At 36.4% G+C, this 17999-nt stretch carries 13 protein-coding genes and 1 tRNA gene; 9 read left to right on the plus strand and 5 right to left on the minus strand.

The features are described 5' to 3' along the window. Positions 1–39: 39 nt before the first annotated feature. Both ULVI_RS07220 and ULVI_RS07225 read right to left on the minus strand, forming a co-directional pair. Positions 40–1908: a sensor histidine kinase gene (locus tag ULVI_RS07220; protein WP_068591158.1), complete on the minus strand. Its 1869-nt coding sequence runs from the start codon at positions 1906–1908 to the stop codon at positions 40–42. Positions 1909–2408: 500 nt separating this feature from the next. Beyond that, positions 2409–3428 (minus strand): isoaspartyl peptidase/L-asparaginase family protein, encoded by a 1020-nt coding sequence (locus tag ULVI_RS07225; RefSeq protein ID WP_068591160.1) that lies wholly within the window; start codon positions 3426–3428, stop codon positions 2409–2411. A gap of 114 nt (positions 3429–3542) precedes the next feature. Between ULVI_RS07225 and ULVI_RS07230 the strand changes: the two genes are divergently transcribed. From ULVI_RS07230 to ULVI_RS07245, 4 genes are all read left to right on the plus strand, one after another. After that, on the plus strand, positions 3543–4664 hold the full coding sequence (locus tag ULVI_RS07230) for a helix-turn-helix domain-containing protein (protein ID WP_068591162.1): 1122 nt from the start codon (positions 3543–3545) through the stop codon (positions 4662–4664). A gap of 89 nt (positions 4665–4753) precedes the next feature. Further along, positions 4754–6694, plus strand: coding sequence for a T9SS type A sorting domain-containing protein (locus ULVI_RS07235; protein ID WP_068591164.1), 1941 nt, complete (start codon positions 4754–4756; stop codon positions 6692–6694). Positions 6695–6765: 71 nt separating this feature from the next. Then, the gene (locus tag ULVI_RS07240) at positions 6766–7989 is read left to right on the plus strand and encodes a metallophosphoesterase (protein ID WP_068591166.1); all 1224 of its coding nucleotides are present in this window, start codon (positions 6766–6768) and stop codon (positions 7987–7989) included. A 54-nt stretch (positions 7990–8043) separates the two neighbouring features. Beyond that, a complete protein-coding gene (locus tag ULVI_RS07245) occupies positions 8044–8340 on the plus strand; it encodes a thioredoxin family protein (protein ID WP_068591168.1) in 297 nt (98 codons plus the stop codon). Positions 8341–8357: 17 nt separating this feature from the next. On the opposite strand, the gene ULVI_RS07250 is transcribed toward ULVI_RS07245, so the two are convergent. After that, a complete protein-coding gene (locus ULVI_RS07250; RefSeq protein ID WP_241780961.1) occupies positions 8358–9035 on the minus strand; it encodes a polysaccharide deacetylase family protein in 678 nt (225 codons plus the stop codon). A gap of 3 nt (positions 9036–9038) precedes the next feature. Beyond that, positions 9039–12335 carry a glycosyltransferase family 117 protein gene (locus ULVI_RS07255; protein ID WP_068591171.1) on the minus strand — a complete coding sequence of 1099 codons (3297 nt, stop codon included), beginning with the start codon at positions 12333–12335 and terminating at the stop codon, positions 9039–9041. A 180-nt stretch (positions 12336–12515) separates the two neighbouring features. On the opposite strand from ULVI_RS07255, the gene ULVI_RS07260 reads away from it, so the two are divergent. Next, positions 12516–12587: transfer RNA gene (locus ULVI_RS07260), tRNA-Gln, on the plus strand. A gap of 306 nt (positions 12588–12893) precedes the next feature. On the opposite strand, the gene ULVI_RS07265 is transcribed toward ULVI_RS07260, so the two are convergent. Next, positions 12894–14141 carry an NAD(P)/FAD-dependent oxidoreductase gene (locus tag ULVI_RS07265; protein WP_068591173.1) on the minus strand — a complete coding sequence of 416 codons (1248 nt, stop codon included), beginning with the start codon at positions 14139–14141 and terminating at the stop codon, positions 12894–12896. Between the two features lie 109 nt (positions 14142–14250). Here ULVI_RS07265 and ULVI_RS07270 point away from each other — a divergent pair, with 109 nt between their 5' ends. The 4 genes from ULVI_RS07270 to ULVI_RS07285 are packed head-to-tail and all read left to right on the plus strand — an operon-like array spanning position 14251 to position 17998. Then, a complete protein-coding gene (locus tag ULVI_RS07270) occupies positions 14251–15777 on the plus strand; it encodes an HAL/PAL/TAL family ammonia-lyase (protein ID WP_068591175.1) in 1527 nt (508 codons plus the stop codon). Between the two features lie 9 nt (positions 15778–15786). Continuing rightward, a complete protein-coding gene (gene fabG, locus ULVI_RS07275; protein ID WP_068591177.1) occupies positions 15787–16518 on the plus strand; it encodes a 3-oxoacyl-ACP reductase FabG in 732 nt (243 codons plus the stop codon). A gap of 12 nt (positions 16519–16530) precedes the next feature. After that, on the plus strand, positions 16531–17763 hold the full coding sequence (locus ULVI_RS07280) for a beta-ketoacyl-[acyl-carrier-protein] synthase family protein (protein WP_068591180.1): 1233 nt from the start codon (positions 16531–16533) through the stop codon (positions 17761–17763). Then, positions 17756–17998 (plus strand): acyl carrier protein, encoded by a 243-nt coding sequence (locus tag ULVI_RS07285; protein WP_068591182.1) that lies wholly within the window; start codon positions 17756–17758, stop codon positions 17996–17998. Before ULVI_RS07280 ends, ULVI_RS07285 begins: the two co-directional genes overlap by 8 nt. Position 17999: the final 1 nt, after the last annotated feature.

The following is a 17999-nucleotide window of genomic DNA, read 5'->3' on the forward strand; positions in this document are numbered from 1 at the left end:
CAATTTTAAGCTAAGGAGTTAACTGTTTTCATAAAATAATTAAGACATTAGTGTAAATCTTTTTATGTGAAGCGTTGCCAGGGTCCCTTCGTGCGAGGGGGATTCAATTTGTAATGTTGCTTTAAGTTTTTTAGCAAGAGCTTTCATTAATTTTATTCCGAAAGAACTCTCTTTTATGTCGCTCGTCATTCCTTGACCATTGTCTTGTACAAGTAAGTGTAATTCTTCTCCTCGACGATTAAACTGAATATTCATTTTACTCTTTTCGTCTACCTCATTAAAAGCGTGCTTTAGCACATTCGTTATTAATTCGTTTAAAATAAGCCCAATGGGTGTAATGGTTTCAATATCTAAAATCATAGGTGCAACATCGAGAGAGTATGAAATTTTTTTATCTGAAAACTGATGACTTTCAAAAATATCTTTGGTGAGATCTTCGAAATATTCTTTGGTGTTAATTCCCACTAATTGATCCTTATTATATAATTTCTGATGAATTAAAACCATGGAACGCACTCTGTTTTGAGCTTCTCTAATGGCTAACTGCGCTTCTTTGTCATGCATGTTTTCAGACTGGAGGTATAAAAGGGAAGATACGATCTGAAAACTGTTTTTTACTCTGTGATGTGTTTCTTTTAGCAACGTATTTTTTTCATCTATTGTTATTTCAAGCATTTCTTTTTGCTTTGCAAGCAACCTATTTTTCTTTCGGTTTTTTAGTAAAAAAAAGGAAATAAGAAGCAATAATGCAGTACCAGATGCTAGCAAAATGTAAAGTATTTTTTTGCTAGCTTGTTGTTTTTCCAATTCACGTTCTTTTCGTTCGGTATCGTATTTAACCTCATAATCGGCAATTTTAGAAATCATATTTTCTGAACGCAAACTGTCCTCTATAGTTTTCTGATGCGTAAGTACCTTATAAGCATTTTTATAGTCTCCCGCATTTACATAAGCTTGTTGCAATAATTCGTAACCTTGTGAATTTTGTAGGTTGTACTTAACGTTCTCTAATTTATCTATGGTGTGTTTTAAATATGGCAATGCTTCTGCTCCTTTATTATTTTTTATAAGAGCTTTAGCAAGAGTTAGGGTGGAGGCCGAGAGCGCATTGTAATTATTTAAACTATCGCTAAGTGTAATTACGCGTTTAAGGTCCCGAATCGCTTCGGGGGAATTTTCAGAAAGTAATACAGACTCGATGGGAAAATGATAATCTGGAGTATTGACCTTTTTTTCATTGTAATATTCGACAAGCAAACCTGTATAATACGTTTGCTTTTCAAAGTTTTTTTGTTCTCGGAAGAAATCTGTTAGTACATATAAAAGAAACCCTTTGTTTTTATTTTCGGGATATTTTGACATAGATTGCCATGCTTTTTCATAGAGTGCTGCTTGTGCTTCATAGTTTCCTAAAATATTTTGAATATCTGCTTTACGTTGAAAGATCTGCCAACGCAAATGACCAAATTCTTTGGGATATTCTAATGCGATTTTATCAGCTTCATTGGCATAAAAGGTAGCCGAATCGGGTACGCTTAAATTAATATACAGACTCGACAAACTTTGATTAAAGTCGTATTGGAAGTCGATGTTGTTAATCTTCTTTGCTAAACGAAGTCCTTTTCTTCTAATTTTTTTAGAACGTTCAACCATTCCATTATTGCTAAGGTTGGGGCCAAAAAAAAGGTATGAGGTAAGTAGCGCTTCTGGATCATTTTTTGTTAATCTTTCAATCTGTTCAAAATAGGTGAGAGCTTCAGGGGGATTTAGTCCTTGAATTTTACGCCCGAGTTCATGAAGTTCAAAGTTTTTATCTGAATTTTTTTTTGAAAGAGCAACATTTACAACACTATCTACATATGCTGAAGTTATCTCCTGCGCTGTTGAACCAGTAAAGAAAAGGAGCATTACTGAAATTTTCAGCACGCATCGAAACTGTTTCGTGCAATTAAATTTTGAAGGTAAAGTATTGTAATTCGCTCTACGCATTAGGTCGCTTTTTTACGGCAGCATATAAGCAGCAAGGTACATTAAACCAGTTAATTATAAAATTTTTTATCAGTCCAAAAATGTCCAATTTATACAAAAAGAAAAGCCACCACAGATGTGATGACTTTTCGCCCCAAATTTGATCGATCAGCTTAAGCTGAACAACCTACTTATGTAGACCAAAGTTACAAAATTTTTTGGATCAAATCCTAAAGAAATGTTAATATCTGTCTGATTTACTGATAAATAGCTGAAAGAAAATTCCTATTTTATGCGCATCCTAATGTCGAAGTATACTAAAAAGGCATTTAAAGTTTTTAAGTTTGTAATACGGAAATCTAGAATAAATGGTTTAGATAACTAAAAATTCAAGAATTTTAATGCGAATTAAATAGGTGGATACGTTTAAGTTATAAACGTTAAGAGGAATGGTGAAAATCTGATTTAACCGCTTCGTTAATTCCGTTTTGATATTTCATCATGGTAAACCCTTCGTGAATGCAATAGCTTCCTGTGCTTCCAGCTTTGTTTATAGCAATATATGCTACTTGAAAGTCTTTATAATTTTTATTCTTGGCAACCACTCGTCGAACAGCTTCTTCACAGGCTTCTTGAGGTGACATGCCATTTCGCATTAATTCGACAATAAGAAAGCTTCCAACCGTTTTAATAATTTCTTCGCCCATCCCTGTAGCGACAGCTCCACCAATCTCATTGTCGATAAACAGACCACTTCCTATAATTGGCGAATCACCCACACGACCTTTCATTTTATACGATAAGCCTGAGGTAGAGCACGCTCCTGCAATATCGCCATTCGCATCTAATGCAAGCATTCCGATCGTATCATGGTTTTCGATATTAATAATGGGTTTGTATTTGCTAGTTTTTTGCCATTCTAGCCAAGCTTCTTTCGATACTTCCGTAAGAAGCTTTTCCTTTTTAAATCCTTGCGAATATCCAAATTCCTCAGCGCCTTCCGAAGCAAGCATTACATGCGGAGTTTCCTCCATTACTTTTCGTGCAAGTGCTGCGACATTCGTGATGGTAGAAACACATACTACCGCGCCACAATCGCCTTGAGGATTCATGACACAAGCATCGAGGGTTACATTTCCTTCGCGATCTGGAGCTCCTCCTTTTCCTACCGTTGTGTTTTTTAGGTTTTCTTCTTCCACTTCACATCCAGCAATTGCTGCGGTTAGCGCATCGGCCCCTTCAGAAAGTGCTTTTCCAGCAGCTTCATTGGCTTTGGTAAATGCCCAAGTACAAATAGCTATAGGTTTAGGTTTAGTGGAGGTTTCTTCGGAAGCATTCATCGATTTATTAGTTTTTTTTGTGTTTATATCTGAATGTTCACCACAGGCCACAGTAACGGCAGCCATCGAAACACCAATTCCGGTCATTGCGGTATTTTGTATAAATTTTCGTCGTTTCATTTAAATAGGAATAGATTGAAAAGATACAAAAAGTTTGTCGTAGCGAACCGTTTTCTTATTTCAGCAAAAATGCTACTTTTAGACATCCCTATTTATCGATAAACTACATAACATTTGGAAATTAATATCTTTTACAGCTTTGTGGTAGCTGCTATTTTACAGGGATTGTGGTTAGGCTTTATGTTGCTTAATACAACTAAGAAAAGCACAAAAGCATCAAAGTTTTTAGGCTATTTAGTATTAGTAGTCACTATAACACAACTTTTATATTTTTTAGAAGAAATAGAAATTATAACCTGGCACCAATTTAATATTCTCTATTTCCCATTCGAATTTTTAGAAGCTCCCTTTCTATATTTTTTTGTTGCCTATTATTTGTATCCGGCTAAGAAGTTTCATCCCTTCGAAAAAGCACTATTTTTACCTTTTCTCCTTTATCTGCTGAATACCTTAACCTATAAGCTTATATCTCTGTACACAGGTAAAAACTGGAGCAACCACCCTGTTTTAAATGTACTTGCAGACCTATGCGATTATTATGGAGATCTTCTAAACATTCCGCTCTTTTTAATTGTATTGGTTATATCGCTATACCGAATTAGTAATTTTAAGAGAAATATCGGAGATAATGAAAGTAAAAATGTACGCGCCGAATTATTCTGGCTTACCCTATTATTTACCTTCATTTTAGCGACCTTGATTCCTTGGTTTTATTATGCTTATCAATATTTATTAGATGATAGTGCGTCATACTTACCTCTAGATATAGTGGTAAGTCTTTCTATTTATTTATTAGGATATATAGGTATGCACAAACTGAATGTTTTAAATCAACGAGAGCGTTTACGCGCCTATACGAATGCTACAATCTCTATTTCTACTGAAGAAAGCTCTAAAAACGGATATATATCAACCATAGAAAGAATAGCGGTCTTTGAAAAACGATTTTTAGATCCTGCATTTTCTTCTGAAAGTTTAGCCAAAGAATTACAAATAAGCAAAAGTCATCTTTCCCGTATTTTTAATAAGGAGATGAATGTAAGCTTTACCGATTATATAAATTCACTACGGGTTGCAGAAGCAAAAAGGTATTTACAGAACCCAGAATTTTCAAACTACACTTTAGTTGCTATCGGACTGGAGGCTGGATTTAATTCAAAAACAACTTTTAATACTACTTTTAAGAAAATCACAGGACAAACACCTTCCCAGTTTAAGAAATCCGCTTCAAATTAGTTCCATTTTTTGTGCTTTACAGTATTTGGAACACCTAAAACCTTCTCTGAAAGTAGTTTCGCTTCATAATTATTTAAAAACCATACATTATGAAATCGTTCAAAACCTTATTCTCGGCACTTGTACTATGTGCTATTTTTCAACTCTCTGCGTACGCCCAAACAAAGATCTGGGTGGGGCCAAGTGGTGGCACCTGGCATGAAGCCCTTCATTGGTCTCCTCAGGGAATTCCAGATGGAATGTTACAAGATGTTATTATACCAGAAAATTCTGTCGTAAATATTGGAACTTCGAGTGCTATTACTGCATTTTCGAATACCATAACCTTAGAAGCGGGTGCTACAATTAATAAAACTTCCAATAGTACATTATTTATGAATGAAGGAGGTGTTTTTGCTCCCACTTCTCAAATTAATTTTTTTGAAGGAAATATTGGAGTAGGTTCAAGTTCAACGGTAACTGTTAACGGAGCATTAAATATCTTAGGAGAGCTTCCTAAAAGTATAAGTAGCTCAAGCACTTCTACTACAAGTATCGATATAACTGGAACTATGTTTATAGCGTCGTCTCCCGAACCATTGTTTCTACAGGAGATTAGTATTCGCATTTTACCCTCTGGAATGTTAACGGTGGAAGATGCAACCTTGGACGTTTCTGCTTTCAATGCAAGATTGAGCAACGAAGGGCTAATTCAAAAAAATAGCGGAACAGGAATCTTTACCATAGACACCACTTTTGAAAATGACAACGGCACCATTAATGTTTCTAGCGGTGCTATGGAAGTAAGTGGAAGTTCTACTTTAATAAATGGTGAGTATAATGTAAATCAAGACGGTTATTTTGAATTAGGAGGCGCTGCACTTCACAACATTTCAGGGGTGGTTGCCGGGCAACTCGATGGTCCGTTTATCTTAAATTCTGGTGCTAGGACACTACCAGAAGATGATGCTATTTTTAATTTTTCTGGTCCAGCAGGTGTACAGTTTTCAGGCGGAGCATTAGCTGCAACGGGGACAACGAGTACAGCATTTATCAACAGGGGGCTATTTACAGTTATAAATATTGGAAGCGCCCAACAGCCTTTTATGGGGAGCGCTACCATTCTTAGAAACGAAAGTTTGGTAGTTTTTGATACAACTGTAGATGCTTTTGTTCTAAGTCAATCTGCTATTCTGGAAAACACCAATGAAGGTACCGTAACAATTCTTGAGGATACCGACATTTTTGGCCCTGTTTCAAATTCGGGACTAATTGAAAAAACTGGAGGGACAGAAGAAATTAATTTTGTGAGCCTAATCAATAATGAAGAAGGCGTATTTGATATTGAATCCGGAGGCGTTAATTTTTCATCCAATTTTGAAGGGAAAGGAGTTGTAACGGGAATTGGATCTTTTAGAACTAATACTTCAGATGCAATAGAAAGCATCATAGCACCTGGAAATGATGGTCCGGGAACGCTTACTTTTGAAAATCCCCTCCAATTTAATGCTACCACAGATTGTGAATATCAATTACAAATTAATGGTACTACGCCAGATACTGAATACGATGTTTTCGCCATTAATGCACCGGCAAGACTTAGTGGTACTTTTGATATTCAATTAGGGTTTGCTCCACAAATTGATGATGAGTTTGAGGTCATTACCGCTGCGAGTATTACTGAATGTAACCTCCCTACGCAAACCACGGGATTTTTCGATGGGATGGTATACATCTTTGATGTAGTATGTAATTTAGACAATGTAGTATTACGTGTAGTCGATATTACACTGGGTGTTACAGAAAATACATTAAGTAATTCTATAGCATATCCTAATCCGACAAGAGGTGCTTTTACGGTTCAATTAGACGCTCCTGTTACAGAAATTAATACAACCATCACAAATATCCTCGGGCAAGTAATTGCTTTTGAACGATTTGTAAATACCGACACCTTGAAATTTAACCTTCAGGGCGGCCCGGGGATTTATTTTGTTTCCTTAACTACTTCCGAAAGAGTTTCAGAAACAATTAAAATTATAAAAAAATAAAATTGTTGTAGTGATGTTAACGCAACCTATAAGTACGCTATTTCATAGTATCTTTGAAAAAAAGTTTGCTTATGCTCCGCTGGATTATTCCAATTTTAATTTATATAATTATTGATATTTATGCGTTTCAAGCTGTTAAAACACTAACAAAGAATGGGTGGCTGCATGGTTTATATGTAGTCACTTCTTTGCTTATATTAGGGCTACTTTTGTATGCACTTTCATCTGGGGAGGCACGTAGTAATCCACGAATGATGTATATTTTTGGATTTTTTCTTGCCTTTTTCGTTCCAAAACTATTGCTTATAATTTTTATGTTTGGAGAAGACATAGTTCGTCTTTTTGTAGGTGCATACTTTAAAATAACGAATAGTAACGAAAGTTTCCATTTGCCCTCTAGACGAAAATTTATAAGCAGCATCGCTTTGGGAGTTGCCGCCATTCCGTTTGCTTCTTTACTCTACGGTATGTACAAAGGAAAATACAACTATAAAGTACTATCATATACCTTAGAATTTGATGACCTTCCGGAAGCATTCGATGGATATACCGTAACACAAATAAGCGATGTACATAGCGGCAGTTTCGATAATAAAGAAGAGATAGAATACGCCGTTAACCTTGTAAATGAGCAACAAAGCGACGTCATTTTTTTTACGGGAGATCTGGTGAATAATGTTGCTTCAGAAATGAATGACTGGAAGGAAATTTTTGGAACGCTCCAGGCAAAAGATGGTGTTTTTTCGGTGCTGGGAAATCACGATTATGGAGATTATGTTTCTTGGGAAAGTAAGGAAGCACAAGAACTAAATTTAAAAACCTTAAAGAATATTCAGAAAGAAATGGGATGGCAGCTCTTATTAAATGAGCATGTATCGGTGCAGCGTGCAGGAGAACAGATAAAAATAGTAGGGGTTGAGAATTGGGGTGCTGGCGGATTTAAAAAAGCAGGAGATCTTTCAAAAGCTTCTCAAGGGATTGCGAAAGAAGATTTTAAAATCTTATTAAGTCACGACCCGTCGCACTGGCAGGAACAAGTGAAACAAAACGAACTTAATTACCATTTAACTTTAAGTGGGCATACCCATGGCATGCAATTCGGGATCGAAATTCCAGGGTGGTTTCGTTGGAGTCCTGTAAAATATCGTTACGAAAATTGGGCAGGAATTTATGAAGAATTTGGGCGATATATAAATGTTAATCGAGGGTTTGGATATTTAGGATATCCCGGACGGGTAGGAATCTGGCCTGAAATCTCAGTAATTACACTTAAAAAACGCAGCAATACGGTATAATATTCGGGAAATGTTATATTTGTATTACCATTATTAAAGTAACACTTTAGATAGATGTCAAAATTCGGAGAATTAATAGAAACAGCGGTGCCGGTCTTATTAGATTTTTACGCTGATTGGGATGAAGCTTGCAAAGGAATGCATCCTGTACTTCGCGATGTAGCAGCTGCTTTGGGGGACAAAGCGCGTGTTATAAAAATAGATGTAGAAAAAAATCATGAATTAGCGGAAGCCCTTCGTGTAAAGGGGTTGCCAACACTTATGATCTACAAGAACGGTGAAATGAAATGGCGCCAAAGTGGTGAGCAAGATGCCAATACTTTAATTGGATTGGTGAAAGAATATGTGTAAAAGTTAGATTTTAAATTCTAAACTGTACTGCACTGCCATTCTTTTTCTGAAATATAATCCAATACTTTAGGAAGGGTGTGCCGCAAATTTCTAGATGCTTTTAGGCTGTCGTGGAAAACTACAATACTTCCAGGTTGAATGTGGTTTAAAACATTTTGAAGGCATTTCTCTTCGGAAACACTCGCGTCGTAGTCGTAACTTAACAAACTCCACATTATAATTCTAAAATTTTTCTTGTGAAGTATTTTTGCTTGCCTTGAAGATATTTTTCCATAGGGAGGACGAAAATTTTTCTCTATAATTTCTGTTATCTTTTTATTTTGCACCACTTCTGAAACGACTTCGTACTTATTAGAAATCATCACTTCTTCGCAACGTTCAACAGTATCGATATAAGCTTCAGTCGTAGTTTTCCAGCCGTTTAAATGGTGATACGTATGGTTGCCAGTTTTATGGCCTTCAGAAATAATTCGTTTAAATATTTCGGGGTGCTTTTCAATATTATCGCCAATACAAAAAAAGGTCGCTTTGGCACCGTATTGTTTAAGAATATCCAATACCCAAGGTGTGATTTCGGGAATTGGGCCATCATCGAAAGTGAGGTAAACAGTGTCTTTAGAAGGCAATGCCCAGATTCGCTTCGGAAACATCCGTTTTACAAATTTGGGCACTGTAACAAATTGAAGTTTTAACACGGTTTAATTTTCGGGAACAAGATTTGTGTTATCCTGTACCACGGTATCTATTGGAATATTAATATCTGTTTCTACGGGAATATCCTGATCGGGATCGATGGCTTCATCGGCAGAATAAAAATGACGGAACATTTTTAAATAGTCGTTAAACTTAGAAGCTTCTTCCCTTCCAAATGCTTCATCATCTTTTACAATAACCACGTCGACCAATCCACGATAACGCTCCATATCACTAATAATTTCATCTGCAATTGGGTATTGGTTCTTTACCTTCATACCACTATAGTACGTTAGTTTTTCTTGATATTTTTTTGCTACTTTCTTATATAGTTCACGTCCTTTTTCTGGACTGCCAACCTCGTAATATCCTAAAACAAACGGTTCTAATAGGGAATAATATTCGAAGTATTCAACAGGCATTTTCTCCATCGCTAAATCTAATATTTTTTCAGCTTTGTCTTTCTTGCCTTCATTAATAAGTGTTTCAGCCAGACGGGCGAGATTGCTACGGTAAGTAATCCCATTTCTGCGAGTTTCAGTATCATGGTAAATATCTGGACTACCACTATTGCCCCAGTCCCAATCCATCACAATATCAAACATTTTGTCACCATCGATTCGTCCCATGTCAAAAGGATTTCTACGATCAATTGGCGTACGAATTGGCACTAATTTATAGACCACACCTTCTAATTGTAGGTAATCTTTCATCCATAAATAATCGTCGTCTCCAAAGCTTCCACCACTAAAATATATTGGACGTTCCCAATTGTTGTTTGCGATTATATCCAGCATCATCATACGGTTTTTATAAATTACATCGCCTTCTAATTGAATGTCGATATAAGGTACAATGAGATCCGCATCTTTTGGATCTACAATTCCATTTTTAAGTACAGATTCTTTATCAACAGGAACTCGAATGGTTTTAGAAGGAAACGTATTGGCGAATTTACCGCTGTTCAATTCTACTTTGGTCACTGGGCTATCATTCGCTACCCAGTTCATCCAGGTCTTGATATCGATTGTGTCCTGTTTTGTTGGTTGATAAAACAAGAAGTCACGGGAGCCCCATTTATATTTATCGTGTGTTAATTGCGAAGGGATAGGGTCACTATCGAACGCTTTTTTCTTCATATCATCAATGTACCAATCTGTAGCAAAGAGACTTGTATTTACTATTCTTACATCTTGGCGATAGCCTTCAATTCCTTGTGCATACCAAAGCGCAAAGGTGTCATTATCTCCAATCGTAAATAAAATAGCATTTTCATCGACAGAGTCTAGATACATTTTCGCCATCGACTGTGCAGTGTATTTGTTAGAACGATCGTGATCATCCCAGTTTTGAGATGCGAGCAATACAGGGCCTGCTAGTAATGTTGCTGCTAAAACTACAGGAATAGCTAGTTTGGGTTTTAGGTATCCTTTGGCAATGTCGTAAAGAGCATACGCACCATAACCTATCCACATTGCAAAAACATAAAAAGATCCTACCAGCGCATAATCTCGTTCTCTAGGTTCGAAAGCCCGTTCGTTTAGATATACCTTTAAGGCAATTCCGGTAAATAGAAAAAAGACTAACAACACCCAAAAGCTTTTAGGGTCATTTCTGAAATGGAATAATAGTCCAATAATTCCTAGGATTAATGGCAGGAAATAATAGGTGTTGCGAGCTTCGTTATTTAAAGCGTCACTTGGAAGGTTGTCCTGTGAGCCTAAACGTAATTCGTCTATAAATTTAATACCACTAAGCCAATTACCATGTTGGTTGGTATATTGTCCTTGAATGTCGTCCTGTCTACCAGAGAAATTCCACATAAAATAACGCCAATACATATACCCAAATTGGAACTCGAACATAAATTTCATGTTCTGAAAGAAGGATGGTTTTTCTATATCTAAGGCCGGTCCAAATTCTTGAAGAAATTTATGGTAATCTTCGCTATCTACCAATCCTTCATTGTAAGCCTGTTTAAATTTATTGAGTTCATCAATTAATTGTTGTTCTCCTCGATATTCTCTTTTAATGGTAAAGTCAAGACCGCCAGTGAACTCGAGATAGCTTGCGCTGTTTTCTGCACTCCACATTCTAGGAAGAAATGCTTTATGTACATCGTCTAGATTCTGTCCTGCATTTTCGTAATCATTTACAATTACATACTTGCCAGTTTTTTCGTCTTGTTCGTATTTTGGTTTATCATCCTTATATGGATTATCAGGGTCGAGTCCAGCATAAGTTTCAGTAAAAAGAGGACCGTAAAATAGATGAGTCTCTGGATATTGTTCCCGATTATAATAGGCTAATAATTCTCTTGCATTATTAGGGTTGTTCTCATTAATAACCGTTCCTGCATTGGCTCTAATAGGCAACATTAACCAACTGGAAAAACCAATAAAAATAAATAAGATACAAAGTAAGAGAGTATTAAGTTGGGTGTACCCTTTTTTGTGGGTAAATTTTACTAAATAGATGAAAAGTGCCGTAAATAATAGTCCCGCAATGATGGTTCCCGAATTAAACGGTAAACCTATACTATTTACAAAGAAGATTTCCGAAGCACTGAAAAACTTCAATGTCATTGGCAACAACAATTTAAAAATAAATAATAAAATCGCTACTACTACTAGGTTGGCAATTATAAAATTTCGAACAGTTACTTTTTCATAATTTTTAAAGAAATAAAGGAAGCCCATTGCAGGAATGGTTAGTAATCCCATAAAGTGAACTCCAAAAGAAAGCCCAATGACAAAAGCAATTAAGATGACCCAGCGATCACCGCGTGGTGTATTCATTTCCCGTTCCCATCGTAGCGCAAGGTAAAATAGTACCGACATAAATAATGCGGCCATCGCATATACCTCGGCCTCTACAGCATTAAACCAGAAACTATCGGTAAATGCAAAAGAAAGGGCACCTACGGCAGCACTACCAAGAATAGCAATAGAATTGTTTTTTGTTTGTTCGTGATGTTTAAGAATTAAATTCTGAAGCAAGATTGTAAGCGACCAAAACATAAAAGCGATGGTAAAAGCACTCGCAAAAACCGACATCAAATTAATGGTAAGTGCTATATTAGAAGGCTCCATAGCAAAAATGGAAAAGAAGGCTCCCATGATTTGATATAAAGGGGCTCCTGGTGGGTGTCCAACTTCAAGGTTACTGGCTGTGGTAATGTATTCTCCTGCATCCCAGAAACTGGCAGTAGGTTCAACAGTTAACCAATAGGTAATCAGGGCAATAGCGAAGACAAACCAGCCCAGAATCATATTCCATTTTTTAAAAGCAAAGGAACTCATAGATGCGTACAATTTTGATTGTGCGAATTTACTAATAATATGTATAGTGACCGTTCTAAAAAGATGCTAACGTATTCGAGAAGGGTTTTATTCTAAAAAAATAAAAAAGAGTTTATTTTTCTGTAAAAAATTTTTGCTCTTTCTAAAGAAAGTTTTAAGTTTGCATCCGCATTAATGTATTGGCCCATGGTGTAATTGGTAACACTCCGGTTTTTGGTGCCGTCATTCAAGGTTCGAGTCCTTGTGGGCCAACTAAATGTGAATCCCGATCTTGAAAAAGGTCGGGATTTTTTATTTGTACTCATTTATTAAAACAAATGTCGACCGCATTCGTAATTTCATGTACGTGTCGATGTTTAAATAGTTATTTCTTCGTAAACTCTTCTACTTACTATTTGTTCCCGAATCGGTAAAGGATATGTTAAAACTGGAAAATCGGTGGCAAAGTTACTTATGAAGAAAGCATTTTAAAAGCTTAAAAAAAAGATTCTAAATGATTAAACTTGAGCGCTGTCGAATTTAGTTTCGATAGCGCTCAACTTATTTTATATGATAGATTTATTTCGAAGCATCATCATTTTCTAAGTCGATTACATGTGCTACGGTTTTTATTAATCGATGATGATTTTTCACAAAGGGATTGCTTTTATCCCAAACATAACCCGCTAACACAGCACAAATTTGTTTTTTTATTTCTTGATTTTCAGGACGATGGAAAAATAATTTTTGAAGATTTCCAGTGTACCATTCCTTAACATATGTCGCGAATACATCAACTCCTTCTTTTATATATTCTGAATAGTCCTGTTCCCAATCAACAAAGTTGTTATTTAGTTCTTCTGAAGCTAATGTTGCGGCTCGCAAGGCAGATTCCGTAGCAAATGTTACGCCCGAGGAAAAGACTGGATCTAAAAACTCTGCACTGTTTCCAGTCAAGGCATATCCTTTTCCATACAATTGTGTGACCGATTTAGAATAATTTTTTATTTCAATAGGAGGGAATTTAAATTTTAAATCTTTAAACCGATCATAATAATGGGTGGACAACTTCAGCATTTGTTGTAGTTTTTCAGAAGGGGTCCCAGTATAAGAATCGATAAATTCCGAAGGGCCCACATAGCCCAAACTAGTTATGCCATTCGAAAATGGAATCACCCAAAGCCAAGCTTCATCGGTTACCACATCAAACGTAATAAGGGTGCCTTCTTCTTCTGGTGGGCGACGTAAATCGGTGACATGCGTGAAAATTGAAGCATGTCTTGGGAGGGCTGAAGGTTTGTCTAAACCAAGTAATCTGGGTAAAACTCTTCCGTAGCCACTAGAATCGATCACGAATTTAGCAGCGATATTCTTTACCTGCCCGTTTTTGTTTTTTATCGTTGTTTTTGAAGTTCCATCATCGCTAAAAATTACATTTGTTACTTCTTCTTCAAAAGAAATAGGCACGCCTCTTTTCTGAAGCTCATCGGTTAAGGTTTTATCAAATTCATCTCGGGGTACTTGCCAGGTCCAATCCCAACCCTTTGTGTGTTTTTTACTAAAGTCGAAATTACAAACTACATTGTTTTTTAAAAAACGAGCTCCCTTCTTTACTTCAAATCCTTTTTCTTTTATACAGTCCAAAAGATCAACGGCTTCAAAATGATCCATGCAACGGGGCAATAAGCTTTCACCAATCACAAAACGAGGGAATTTGCTCTTTTCTACAACTTGAATGGTGTGTCCCTGTTTATGTAAGTATGCAGCTGCAACACATCCTGAAGGACCTGCCCCAATTATTAAAACATCAACTTTTTCTTCAATCATTGATTCGTTGTACTAGGTTCTTTATTTATGTTATTTTTGCTATCCAAAATAACTACTTTACTTTTAGTTATTAAATGATAATTTATTAAATCTTTCGAAGCTATTTTAAATGGTAACACTCAAAGGGTCATTAGAGATAACCGATTTTTATAACATAGTCTACAAACAGGATAAGCTTCAAGTCGACAATTCGGTATTACAAACTGTTGAAAAAAGTTTCGATTTTCTGAAAGATTTTTCCGAAAATAAAACGATCTATGGAGTGAATACAGGGTTTGGGCCTATGGCGCAATATAAGATCAAAGAGTCTGAACGAATTCAACTTCAATACAATTTAATACGAAGCCATGCTGCCGGAACAGGAAATCCTATTCCTTCTGCGTATGTAAAAGCAGCGATGTTGGCAAGACTAAACACACTAAGTTTAGGGAATTCTGGAGTACATGTATCTGTCATCGAACTAATGACAAGCTTAATTAATAAAGATATTATTCCATTAATCTACGAACATGGTGGCGTAGGAGCAAGTGGTGATTTGGTACAATTGGCGCACATGGCGTTGGTCTTGATCGGGGAAGGTGAGGTTTTTTATAAAGGGGAGCGTAAAACAACTCAAGAGGTTTTTAAAATAGAAAATCTAAAACCCATTACTGTAGCATTACGCGAAGGACTCGCAATTATGAATGGCACATCTGTCATGTCGGGAATAGGTATTGTTAATTGTATAAATACAAAGAGATTGCTTAACTGGATGGTAGCAGGATCGTCTGCCATCAATGAAATTGTACAGGCGTACGATGATCATTTGTCTTTTGAGTTGAATGAAGCAAAACAGCATAAAGGACAACGCAAGATTGCTAAAGCGATGCGTGATCACCTAAGCGATAGTTCGCTTACGCGGAAAAGAGAACATCATTTATACAATGGTATTAAAGAAGGTGCTGTTTTTGAAGAAAAAGTACAAGAATATTATTCGCTTCGATGCGTACCACAGATTTTGGGTCCTGTTTTAGACACCCTTACAACTGTAGAAAGAATTCTTATTGAAGAGGTAAATTCTGCTAACGATAACCCTATTGTTGATGTAGAAAAAGGGCAGGTATACCACGGCGGAAATTTCCACGGAGATTATGTTTCTTTGGAAATGGATAAACTAAAAATTGTGGTTGCTAAAATGAGTATGTTAGCCGAACGACAATTAAACTACTTATTAAACTCAAAATTAAACGACATTCTTCCTCCTTTTGTCAATCTGGGAGAACTGGGTTTGAATTTCGGAATGCAGGGAGTTCAGTTTACTGCAACGTCTACTACTGCCGAAAATCAGATGTTGTCGAACCCGATGTATGTGCATAGTATCCCTAATAATAATGACAATCAAGACATTGTGAGTATGGGTACAAATGCAGCAATGATTACTAAAAAAGTTATAGAAAATGCTTTTGAAGTCGTTTCCATCGAGCTAATAACCATTGTGCAAGCCATCGAATATCTGAAGGTGCAAAACAAGGTATCTTCAAAAACTAAAAAATTATACGATGAGATACGAGCAATAGTTCCTGCATTTAGTGAAGATGTTGTTATGTACCCATTTGTAAATAAAGTTAAAGAACACATCAGTACAACTGAAATTTAAACCGTTCACATGAAATATGCATTAGTCACCGGAGGTTCTCGCGGTATAGGTAAAGCTATTTGTGTCCAACTCGCGAAAGACACCAAATACCATATATTAATTAATTACAACAATAATAAAAATGCTGCATTAGAAACTTTAACTGCTGTAGAAGAAGCAGGGGGTAGCGCAACGTTACTGCCGTTTAACGTTTCCGATATCGATGCAGTTAACAATGCACTCGACACGTGGCAGGAAGCCAATAAAGATGGGGTGATAGAAGTGATCGTAAATAATGCAGGCATCACCAAAGACGATCTGTTTATGTGGATGAAACCAGAAGATTGGCATAGAGTGATTAACACTAGTCTCGATGGTTTTTTTAATGTAACACATCATTTAATACAGAAAATGCTCGTAAATCGCTACGGAAGAATCATCAATATGGTGTCGCTTTCAGGATTAAAAGGAACTCCGGGACAAACCAATTATTCAGCGGCAAAAGGAGCTGTGATTTCTGCTACGAAGGCCTTGGCACAAGAAGTTGCCAAACGTAAGATTACTGTTAATGCTGTTGCTCCAGGTTTCATTAAAACCGATATGACTACCAATTTAAATGAAAAAGAGTTAAAAAAATTAGTGCCTGCCAATCGGTTTGGTGAAGCGGAAGAAGTCGCACATTTAGTTTCATTTTTAGCTTCGGAAAAATCATCCTATATTACAGGCGAAGTTATTAATATTAATGGAGGAATATACTCCTAAAATAATGCGGAGATGAGGCGAGTAGTAATAACTGGTATGGGGATTTATTCCTGTATTGGTAAAAATCTGGATGAAGTAAAAGAATCGTTATTTAACGGAACTTCGGGTATTGTTTTCGATGAAAAACGAAAAGAGTTTGGATACCGTTCTTGCCTTACTGGAATGGTCGATGATCCCGATCTTAAAAAACACTTATCGCGTAGACAGCGTGTTAGTCTCGGAGAAGAAGGAGCTTATGCGTATGTTGCAACCTTAGAAGCATTAAAAAACGCAAATATTTCTCAAGAATTTTTAGATACTAACGAAGTAGGAATTATCTACGGAAACGACAGTACTGCAAAATCTGTGATAGAATCTGTAGATAAAATACGCGAGAAAAGAGATACTACATTAGTAGGTTCGGGAGCTATATTTAAAGCGATGAACTCTACAATTACCATGAACCTCTCCACTATTTTTAAACTTAAAGGGATAAATTTTACTGTGAGTGGAGCCTGTGCCAGTGGATCGCATGCCATCGGTTTAGCATATCAATTCATTCAAACAGGACAACAAGATTGTATTATTTGTGGCGGAGCGCAAGAAATTAATGAGCTTGCCATGGGAAGTTTCGATGGACTTGGTGTTTTTTCAGTAAATACAGAAGATCCTTCTAAAGCATCTCGACCTTTCGATACAAATCGCGACGGATTAGTGCCTAGCGGAGGAGGAGCGAGCTTAATTGTTGAAAGTTATGAGTCTGCTATTAAAAGAGGAGCGCCCATTTTAGGCGAAATTATTGGATACGGATTTTCTTCTAATGGAGAACATATTTCGACACCTAATGTGGATGGTCCATCAAGAGCTATGAAAAGAGCTCTTAAAGGGGCAAATATTGAAGCTTCTAAAGTAGATTATGTAAATGCCCATGCAACCTCTACTCCTGTAGGTGACGCCAATGAGGCTAAAGCAATTTTCGAGGTATTTGGCAAAGGGGCTCCTTATGTAAGCTCTACAAAATCGATGACAGGCCATGAATGCTGGATGGCAGGAGCAAGCGAAGTAATTTACTCTATGTTAATGATGCAACACTCATTTATAGCGCCCAATATCAACCTAGATAATCCAGATGAAGATGCAAAGAAATTAAATCTTGTTAACGAAACGTTAAATAAAAAAATTGATGTATTTTTGTCGAATTCTTTTGGATTTGGTGGAACAAATTCAGCCCTAATAATTAAAAAATATGCAAATACAGATGGATAAAGAAGTTATTATTGAAAAAATAAATGACTTTTTGATTGATGAATTTGAAGTAGAAGCAGAAGAGATTACTCCTGAAGCGAACCTAAAAGAGACTCTTGAATTAGATAGTCTTGATTTTGTAGATCTTGTAGTAGCGATCGAAGCTAGTTTTGGTGTAAAATTAGTAGGTGACGATTTTGTTGGAGTTACAACACTTCAAAATTTTTACGATCTTATCGAGAAAAAGATAGGCTGAA

Origin of the sequence: Cochleicola gelatinilyticus (assembly GCF_001637325.1) — a bacterium.
Classification (GTDB): domain Bacteria; phylum Bacteroidota; class Bacteroidia; order Flavobacteriales; family Flavobacteriaceae; genus Cochleicola; species Cochleicola gelatinilyticus.

Bases quoted from the DNA above. Each gene is read 5' to 3' on its own strand.
- ULVI_RS07220 (WP_068591158.1), bottom strand. From the start codon at position 1,908: ATGCTCCTTTTCTTTACTGGTTCAACAGCGCAGGAGATAACTTCAGCA.
- ULVI_RS07225 (WP_068591160.1), bottom strand. From the start codon at position 3,428: ATGAAACGACGAAAATTTATACAAAATACCGCAATGACCGGAATTGGT.
- ULVI_RS07235 (WP_068591164.1), top strand. From the start codon at position 4,754: ATGAAATCGTTCAAAACCTTATTCTCGGCACTTGTACTATGTGCTATT.
- ULVI_RS07240 (WP_068591166.1), top strand. From the start codon at position 6,766: ATGCTCCGCTGGATTATTCCAATTTTAATTTATATAATTATTGATATT.
- ULVI_RS07245 (WP_068591168.1), top strand. From the start codon at position 8,044: ATGTCAAAATTCGGAGAATTAATAGAAACAGCGGTGCCGGTCTTATTA.
- ULVI_RS07255 (WP_068591171.1), bottom strand. From the start codon at position 12,335: ATGAGTTCCTTTGCTTTTAAAAAATGGAATATGATTCTGGGCTGGTTT.
- ULVI_RS07265 (WP_068591173.1), bottom strand. From the start codon at position 14,141: ATGATTGAAGAAAAAGTTGATGTTTTAATAATTGGGGCAGGTCCTTCA.
- ULVI_RS07270 (WP_068591175.1), top strand. From the start codon at position 14,251: ATGGTAACACTCAAAGGGTCATTAGAGATAACCGATTTTTATAACATA.
- fabG (WP_068591177.1), top strand. From the start codon at position 15,787: ATGAAATATGCATTAGTCACCGGAGGTTCTCGCGGTATAGGTAAAGCT.
- ULVI_RS07280 (WP_068591180.1), top strand. From the start codon at position 16,531: ATGAGGCGAGTAGTAATAACTGGTATGGGGATTTATTCCTGTATTGGT.
- ULVI_RS07285 (WP_068591182.1), top strand. From the start codon at position 17,756: ATGGATAAAGAAGTTATTATTGAAAAAATAAATGACTTTTTGATTGAT.